The sequence below is a fragment of the Streptomyces rectiviolaceus genome (assembly GCF_039533825.1).
Classification (GTDB): domain Bacteria; phylum Actinomycetota; class Actinomycetes; order Streptomycetales; family Streptomycetaceae; genus Streptomyces; species Streptomyces rectiviolaceus.
In genome coordinates this window covers 1-6,157 of record NZ_BAAAUG010000079.1, presented here as the reverse complement: position 1 = coordinate 6,157, position 6,157 = coordinate 1, and the positions used below count along the sequence as shown (strand labels likewise).

General features: G+C 72.6%; 7 protein-coding genes. 3 read left to right on the top strand and 4 right to left on the bottom strand.

Annotation, left to right across the window (positions count from 1 at the left end; translation table 11 throughout):
- Window positions 1-230 precede the first annotated feature (230 nt).
- Window positions 231-1,100: an SDR family NAD(P)-dependent oxidoreductase gene (locus ABD378_RS22885; RefSeq protein ID WP_344523110.1), complete on the bottom strand. Its 870-nt coding sequence runs from the start codon at window positions 1,098-1,100 to the stop codon at window positions 231-233.
- A gap of 40 nt (window positions 1,101-1,140) precedes the next feature.
- Window positions 1,141-1,926 (bottom strand): SDR family NAD(P)-dependent oxidoreductase, encoded by a 786-nt coding sequence (locus ABD378_RS22880; protein ID WP_344523108.1) that lies wholly within the window; start codon window positions 1,924-1,926, stop codon window positions 1,141-1,143.
- Between the two features lie 145 nt (window positions 1,927-2,071).
- Here ABD378_RS22880 and ABD378_RS22875 point away from each other — a divergent pair, with 145 nt between their 5' ends.
- Window positions 2,072-2,749, top strand: coding sequence for a TetR family transcriptional regulator (locus tag ABD378_RS22875; RefSeq protein ID WP_344523106.1), 678 nt, complete (start codon window positions 2,072-2,074; stop codon window positions 2,747-2,749).
- A gap of 49 nt (window positions 2,750-2,798) precedes the next feature.
- Here the strand turns inward: ABD378_RS22875 and ABD378_RS22870 are convergent, their stop codons facing one another.
- Both ABD378_RS22870 and ABD378_RS22865 read right to left on the bottom strand, forming a co-directional pair.
- The gene (locus tag ABD378_RS22870) at window positions 2,799-3,944 is read right to left on the bottom strand and encodes a PP2C family protein-serine/threonine phosphatase (RefSeq protein ID WP_344523104.1); all 1,146 of its coding nucleotides are present in this window, start codon (window positions 3,942-3,944) and stop codon (window positions 2,799-2,801) included.
- Between the two features lie 116 nt (window positions 3,945-4,060).
- Entirely contained in the window at window positions 4,061-4,549 is a 489-nt protein-coding gene (locus tag ABD378_RS22865; RefSeq protein ID WP_344523102.1) for a GNAT family N-acetyltransferase, read from the bottom strand.
- Between the two features lie 62 nt (window positions 4,550-4,611).
- Between ABD378_RS22865 and ABD378_RS22860 the strand changes: the two genes are divergently transcribed.
- The gene (locus tag ABD378_RS22860; RefSeq protein ID WP_344523100.1) at window positions 4,612-5,547 is read left to right on the top strand and encodes a TIGR01777 family oxidoreductase; all 936 of its coding nucleotides are present in this window, start codon (window positions 4,612-4,614) and stop codon (window positions 5,545-5,547) included.
- A gap of 221 nt (window positions 5,548-5,768) precedes the next feature.
- The coding region (locus ABD378_RS22855; RefSeq protein ID WP_344523098.1) for an FAD-dependent oxidoreductase at window positions 5,769-6,157 on the top strand (389 nt) is incomplete at its 3' end.

The following is a 6,157-nucleotide window of genomic DNA, read 5'->3' as shown; positions in this document are numbered from 1 at the left end:
CGGGCGGCGCTGTCCGCCACGCGGGCGGCACGGTCCGCCGCGCGCGCCCCCTGCGGCACGCGCGCCGCGGACACCCGACGGAAGACACGCATGGTCCGACTCTCCGGCCCACCCACACCACCCGCGATCCACGGTCCGCCATTCGGGTGACCGAAGCCCGAAGCCCGGAGGACCGAAGCCCGGAGGCCCTGAGGCCCTGAGGCCCTGCGCAGCCTCCGCATGAGCCGCGCTCAGACTCCGCCCAGGTCCAGCCCCGGGTTCGTCCGGGAAAGGATCATGTCCGTGCGCGGCTGGAGCGCCGCGTCGATCATCTCGGGCTGCGGAGTGATCCAGTAACGGCCCTCCGCGGCCTGCTCGAAGACACGGCGGGCGTGCTCCTCGGGCGTGATCCCCTGGGTGTCGGCGCGCTGCTGCAGCTGTTCGTTGAACCCCGCCATCTCGGGCGGTGTGCCGTCCCCCGGCCGCGCGGCCCTGAATATCTCGCTCTTGACCGAGTCCGGCAGCACGACCGAGACCTGCACCGGCGCCTGCTTCATCTGCATTTCGTGGGCGAGGGATTCGGAGAGCGCGAGCGTCCCGAACTTCGTCACGCTGTAGGGCGCCATCAGCGGGCTCGGCAGCAGTCCGCCGACCGAGGACACGTTGAGCACCCAGCTCCGCGTGGACTGCTTGAGCAGACGCGGCACGAAGGAGCGTATGCCGTTCACATAGCCGCCGATGTTGATCCGCAGGGCGGCGTCCCAGCGCTCGGCGGGGATCTCCCAGGAGTAGCCCATGGCCATGATCCCGGCGTTGTTGATCAGCATGTCGACGGTCCCGAAGCGGTCGTACGCACGGTCCGCGAGGGCGTCGACGGAGAGCGGGTCGGACACGTCCGTCACGACCGGCTCGACCTCGGCCCCGGCCCCGGCCCCGGAGGCGCGCAACTCCTCGGCCAGGGCCGAGAGGCGGTCGGCGGCTATGTCGGCGAGGACCAGCCTCATGCCGAGGGACGCCGCGTGCCGGGCGAATCCGGATCCGATGCCGGCGGACGCGCCGGTGATGACGGCGACCTTGCCCGCGAAGGTCTCGCCCGCAAGGGTCCGGCCTGCGTCGCTCATGCTGCTCTCCTCTGCCAGAAGTGGGTGCTGCCGTCGACGGTCAGAAGTGGGTTCCGCCGTCGACCCGGACCTCGGTGCCGGTGATGAACTTGCCGTCCCGCGAGCCGAGCAGGGCGACCACGGAGGCCACGGACTCCGGTCCCGCGAAGCCCTGGCCGATGGCAGGGGCCAGCTTCATGAACAGGCTCATGTCCGCGTCCTCGGGCAGGCCGGGGCCCACGCTCTGCTTGCTGGCGCCGCTGCCGTCGGTCATGCCACTGGATATGGAGCCGGGCTGGACGGAGTTGAAGCGGATGCCCTGCTTGCCGTACTCGGCGGCCAGCGCGTGCGTCATGGACTGGATGCCGCCCTTGCTCGCCGCGTACGCCGCCATGTACGGGTGGGCGAACATCGCGGAGGTGGAGCTGAAGTTGACGACCGCGGCGTCATCGCCCTCGATCAGCGCCGGGATCGCCTCGCGGATCACCAGGAACGTGCCCACCAGGTTGACCTGGATGACACGGTTGAAGGAATCCAGGCTGGTCTCGTGCGTGTGCGAGGAGCGGAGCACGCCCGCCGCGTTCACCAGGACATCCAGGCCGCCGAGCGCGGCGACGGCGGCGGCGACGCCCTCGCGCACCGAGGTCTCGTCCGAGATGTCGACCACGAGGGTGGTGAGGCGGTCGGCCGCGGTACCCGCCTTCTCGGAGGTGTCCTTGAGGCCCGCCTCGCTGACGTCGGCGGCCACGACCCTGCCGCCCTCATCGAGGAGCCGCAGGACGGTCGCTTGTCCGATGCCCGAGCCGCCGCCGGTGATGAGTGCACGACGGCCTGCGTAACGGTTCATGAAATGCCTCCGATCAACTCCGGGCTCCCCGGATCCGCCCATGGACCCGGCCTTCCCGATCTGATTTCAATGTACGCCTCTCTGGCACGTTTTGCCATAACGACAATTCATGTATCAGGGTGAGAATCCCGCGTAGGCTGCGAGGGTGAGCACTGATCCGTCGCAGCCACCGCAGCCACCGCAGCCATCGCCACCGTCGCTGACCGAGCGCCGCAAAGCGGCCACGCAGCTCGACATCGCCCGCGCCGCGGCCGAGCTCTTCGCCGAGCGCGGCCCGGACGGCACCACAGCCGAGGAGATCGCGGGCCGGGCCGGAGTGGCGCTGCGCACCTTCTACCGGTACTTCCGCAACAAGCAGGACGCGGTCGCCCCGCTCCTCGCCGGGGGCGCCGCCGAGTGGCGGGCCCACCTGGCGGACCTCGACCCGGCCGCCGGGGTTCCGACGGCCCTGGAGCAGTCCATCGCGGACGCGCTGACCGCGGCGGACGACCGTGCGGCCGAGTCCCTGGAGTGGACCCGCGGGCTGCTGCGCGCCGCCCAGGACGATCCGGCACTGCGCGCGGTCTGGTACCGCGTGAACCAGGAGTCCGAGGAGCAGCTCGTGCCCGTGCTCGCCCGCCTGGCCGGGGACGGCGCCGACGAACTGGACGTACGCCTGGCCGCCGCGGCCGCCACGGACGCCATCCGCCTCGCCCTGGAGACATGGGCCGCCACGGACGCGCCCACCGAGGGCCCCGGCTCCCCCGCCGTCCTTGCGGTGCGGTGTCTGCGCGAACTGGCGGGCGGGCTGCGGCTCCTGGACGCCCGGCGCGGCGACGGCTGAGGCGAGCTACCACCACAGCGCCCACCACAGCTCCCACCACGGCGCCCTGCTACAGCTCCGGATCCGCCCGCAGGCCAAGCCGCTCGTCCGGCCCCAGGTCCAGCGAGAACGCCAGCAACGCCACGTCGTCCCCCACCCCACCCGAGAACCGCATCAGGTCCCTCCAGACCGCGGACGTCAGCGCCGCCGGGTCGTCCGGCAGGTCGGCGCAGAGCGCCGAGAGACGCTCGGCCAGCGGGTAGAAGGTGCCTGACGCGTCCCGTGCCTCGGTCACCCCGTCGGTCACCACGAGCAGCCGGTCACCGGGCTTCAGGCCCACGGTCACCTCTTCGGGCGGCGCGACACCGGCGATCCCCAGACCCAGCGGAGCGCCCGGCGCCACGGCGAGCTCCTCGACGGCGCTGCCGCGCAGCAGCAGCGGGGGCGGATGGCCGCAGGAGACGATCCGCAGCTCGGGGGCGTCGCTCCGGAACTCCAGGAGCACGGCGGTGGCGAAGAGTTCGGCGTGCTCGGCCTCCTCGGAGTCGACCACAAGGCGCCGGTCGAGGCGGGCCGCGACCCCCTCCAGGTCGGGCTGGTCGAGCACCGCCTCCCGGAAGGCACCGAGCAGCGCGGCGACCGTCCCGACGGCCGCGAGTCCGTGCCCCTGCACGTCGCCGACCAGCGCCTGTACGCCACAGGGGCCCTTGCGTACGTCGAAGAGATCGCCGCCGACCAGTGTCCCGCCCTGTGCCGCGCGGTAGAGGCCCGCGCAGCGCACCGGGCCCACGCGCTCCGGCAGCGGCGGAAGGACGGCGAACTGGGCGGCCTCCGCGACGGTGCGGACGGTGACGAGCTGGGTGTCGCGGCGGCTGCGCAGCCAGGCGAACACGACGCTCAGCAGCGCCACGAAGGAGACCGTCAGCAGATCGCTGTTCCCCGGGCGGCCGAGTCCGAAGTCCGGCAGGGCGAGCAGCAACACCACGGTGCCGCCCAGGAGGGCCGTGGCGGAGGCGCCGTACGACAGCGCGGCCAGCGGCGGCACGGCGGCCAGCAGGAAACTGAGGTCGAGCGACGCCGGAGTGGCGAGCTGGATGACGCAGATCGCGGCAAGGAGCACGGGCGGGGGCCAGCGCACCCAGCGGGGCCGCGGCGCGCCCCGCAGCCAGCCCGGCTCCTCCCGGTCCCGCCGACTGGCAGCAGCGACCCTGAACATCGGTTCGCTCCTTCCGGTCGGCCTCCCCACGCTCCTACGCGCGCGTGCCCGCCGCACGCCGGGCCGGTCCGTCGGGTGCCCTACCCCGGGCGGGTGTCACGGCAGCCCCAGGGGTGTCAGAGCACGCGCCCCATCAGCACGTCGTCCACGTACGAGCCGTCGAGGTAGAACTCGCCCGGCAGCACCCCCTCGACCACGAAGCCCTCGGACGCGTAGAGCGTGCGGGCCGGAGTGTTGTGGCCGAGCACCCGCAGCGTGATGCGCCGCGCGCCCTGGCGGCGGGCCTCGTCCACCGCGGCCCTGACCAGCCGGCGGCCCACTCCCGTGCCGCGTGCCTCGTCCGCGACGGCGAAGCCCAGGATCTGGCGCACGTGGGCGTTGGCGAGGAGGGACGTGGGGTAACCGAGCCGTATGTAGCCGACGACCACGCCGTGCCGCTCGGCGACCAAGTGGTCGCGGGGGCCGAAGCGGTCGCTGAAGAACGGCGGATGCGGGGGCTGCGGAGCCGGTTGCACCGCGTGCAGGGTGGACCAGGTGGCGCGGTCGATGTGACCGAGGGCTTCTTCGTCGTCCGGCAGGGCGGTACGTATGTGCGTGTCCGGCATGGGCGTCACTGTACGACGGCCACCAGGCGCCTCCCGACAGGTTTCCGGGGCAGGATGGCGTCATGGAGTCCACCGAGTCCGAGCAGTCAGACCCGTCATCGCGGCGGTCCCGTATCGCCGTGGCCGGTGCGTCCGGCCTGATCGGAACGGCGCTGACACGCGCCCTCACCGACGACGGTCACGAGGTGGTGCGGCTCGTGCGCCGGGCACCTCGTACGAAGGACGAAGTGCGATGGGACCCCAAGGAGGGGTACGTCGACACGGCGGGGCTCGCGGGCTGCGACGCGCTCGTCAATCTGGCGGGAGCCGGGATCGGCGACCATCGCTGGACCGCCGCCTACAAGCAGGAGCTCCGCGACAGCAGGGTGCTCGGCACCTCGGCGCTCGCCGAGGCGGCGGCCTCGCTGGACGAGCCGCCCCGGGTGTTCCTGTGCGCGAGCGCGATCGGCTACTACGGAGACACCGGTCAACGTGCGGTGGACGAGAGCGCTCCCGCCGGGGAGGGCTTTCTGCCGTCCCTGTGCGTGGAGTGGGAGGGCGCCGCGGCCGCGGCGCACGAAGCGGGCATCCGCACGGTCCTCTCGCGCAACGGCCTGGTGGTGGCGCGCGAGGGCGGGGCCTGGGGGCGGATGTTCCCGCTCTTCAAGGCGGGACTCGGCGGACGCCTCGGCAACGGCCGGCAGTACTGGAGCCACATCTCGCTGTACGACGCGGTGGCCGCGCTGCGGCATCTGCTCGACACGGAGACGCTGTCGGGGCCGTTCAATCTGACGGCGCCCGACCCGGTCACCAACCGTGAGGTGACGGCCGCGATGGGGCGGGTGCTCCACCGGCCCACGCTCTTCACGGCGCCGTCGCCCGCGCTGCGCGTCGCGCTCGGCGAGATGGCCGGCGATGTGCTCGGCAGCCAGCGGGTCCTGCCGACGCGACTCCTGGAGTCGGGATTCTCGTTCGCGTTCCCGGGCATCGAGGACTCGATCCGCGCGGCGCTGCGGTAAGAACGGCGCCCCGGAGCACCGTGCTCCGGCGGAAGCGGCCCGCCTGCCGATCGTCTTCTTCGCGTCTGCGATCGGCGTGCGACCGGCGTGCGACCGTGCTCGGTCGATGCGCGACTGCCCCTGAACGTTTCGGCTCCTAACCTCGTCCGGAACTCGGTGATTCCGGAGCCCTGTTGAGGGCATGACGTCCCCAGCAGCCGCGCAACCTCGGGGAGGGGCACGTGCAAGAGCCTGTGCACCATGCGGATGTCGTCATCGTGGGAGCGGGGGTCGCGGGACTGTCGGCCGCCCACCAGCTGACCAGTGCCGGTGTAACGACCGTCGTCCTGGAAGCCGCCCCTTACGTCGGCGGGCGCATGTCGACGGAGAAGGTCGACGGGTTCCGGCTCGACAGGATCGGGCAGCTGCTCACCACGTCGTACCCCGAGTTGCGCCACACGCCGGGGCTCGACGCGCTCGTCCTGCGGCCCTTCGTACCCGGCGTCCTGGTGCACAGCGACGGCCGGCACCATCGCGCCGTCGAGCCCACGAGCCCCCGGCGCGCAAGGAGCGCACTCAGCGCCGCGCGCGCCCTTGCGAGCGCCCCCAGGGGGCCGCGAACGGCACGGAC

Bases quoted from the DNA above. Each gene is read 5' to 3' on its own strand.
- ABD378_RS22885 (WP_344523110.1), bottom strand. From the start codon at position 1,100: ATGAGCGACGCAGGCCGGACCCTTGCGGGCGAGACCTTCGCGGGCAAG.
- ABD378_RS22880 (WP_344523108.1), bottom strand. From the start codon at position 1,926: ATGAACCGTTACGCAGGCCGTCGTGCACTCATCACCGGCGGCGGCTCG.
- ABD378_RS22870 (WP_344523104.1), bottom strand. From the start codon at position 3,944: ATGTTCAGGGTCGCTGCTGCCAGTCGGCGGGACCGGGAGGAGCCGGGC.
- ABD378_RS22865 (WP_344523102.1), bottom strand. From the start codon at position 4,549: ATGCCGGACACGCACATACGTACCGCCCTGCCGGACGACGAAGAAGCC.
- ABD378_RS22860 (WP_344523100.1), top strand. From the start codon at position 4,612: ATGGAGTCCACCGAGTCCGAGCAGTCAGACCCGTCATCGCGGCGGTCC.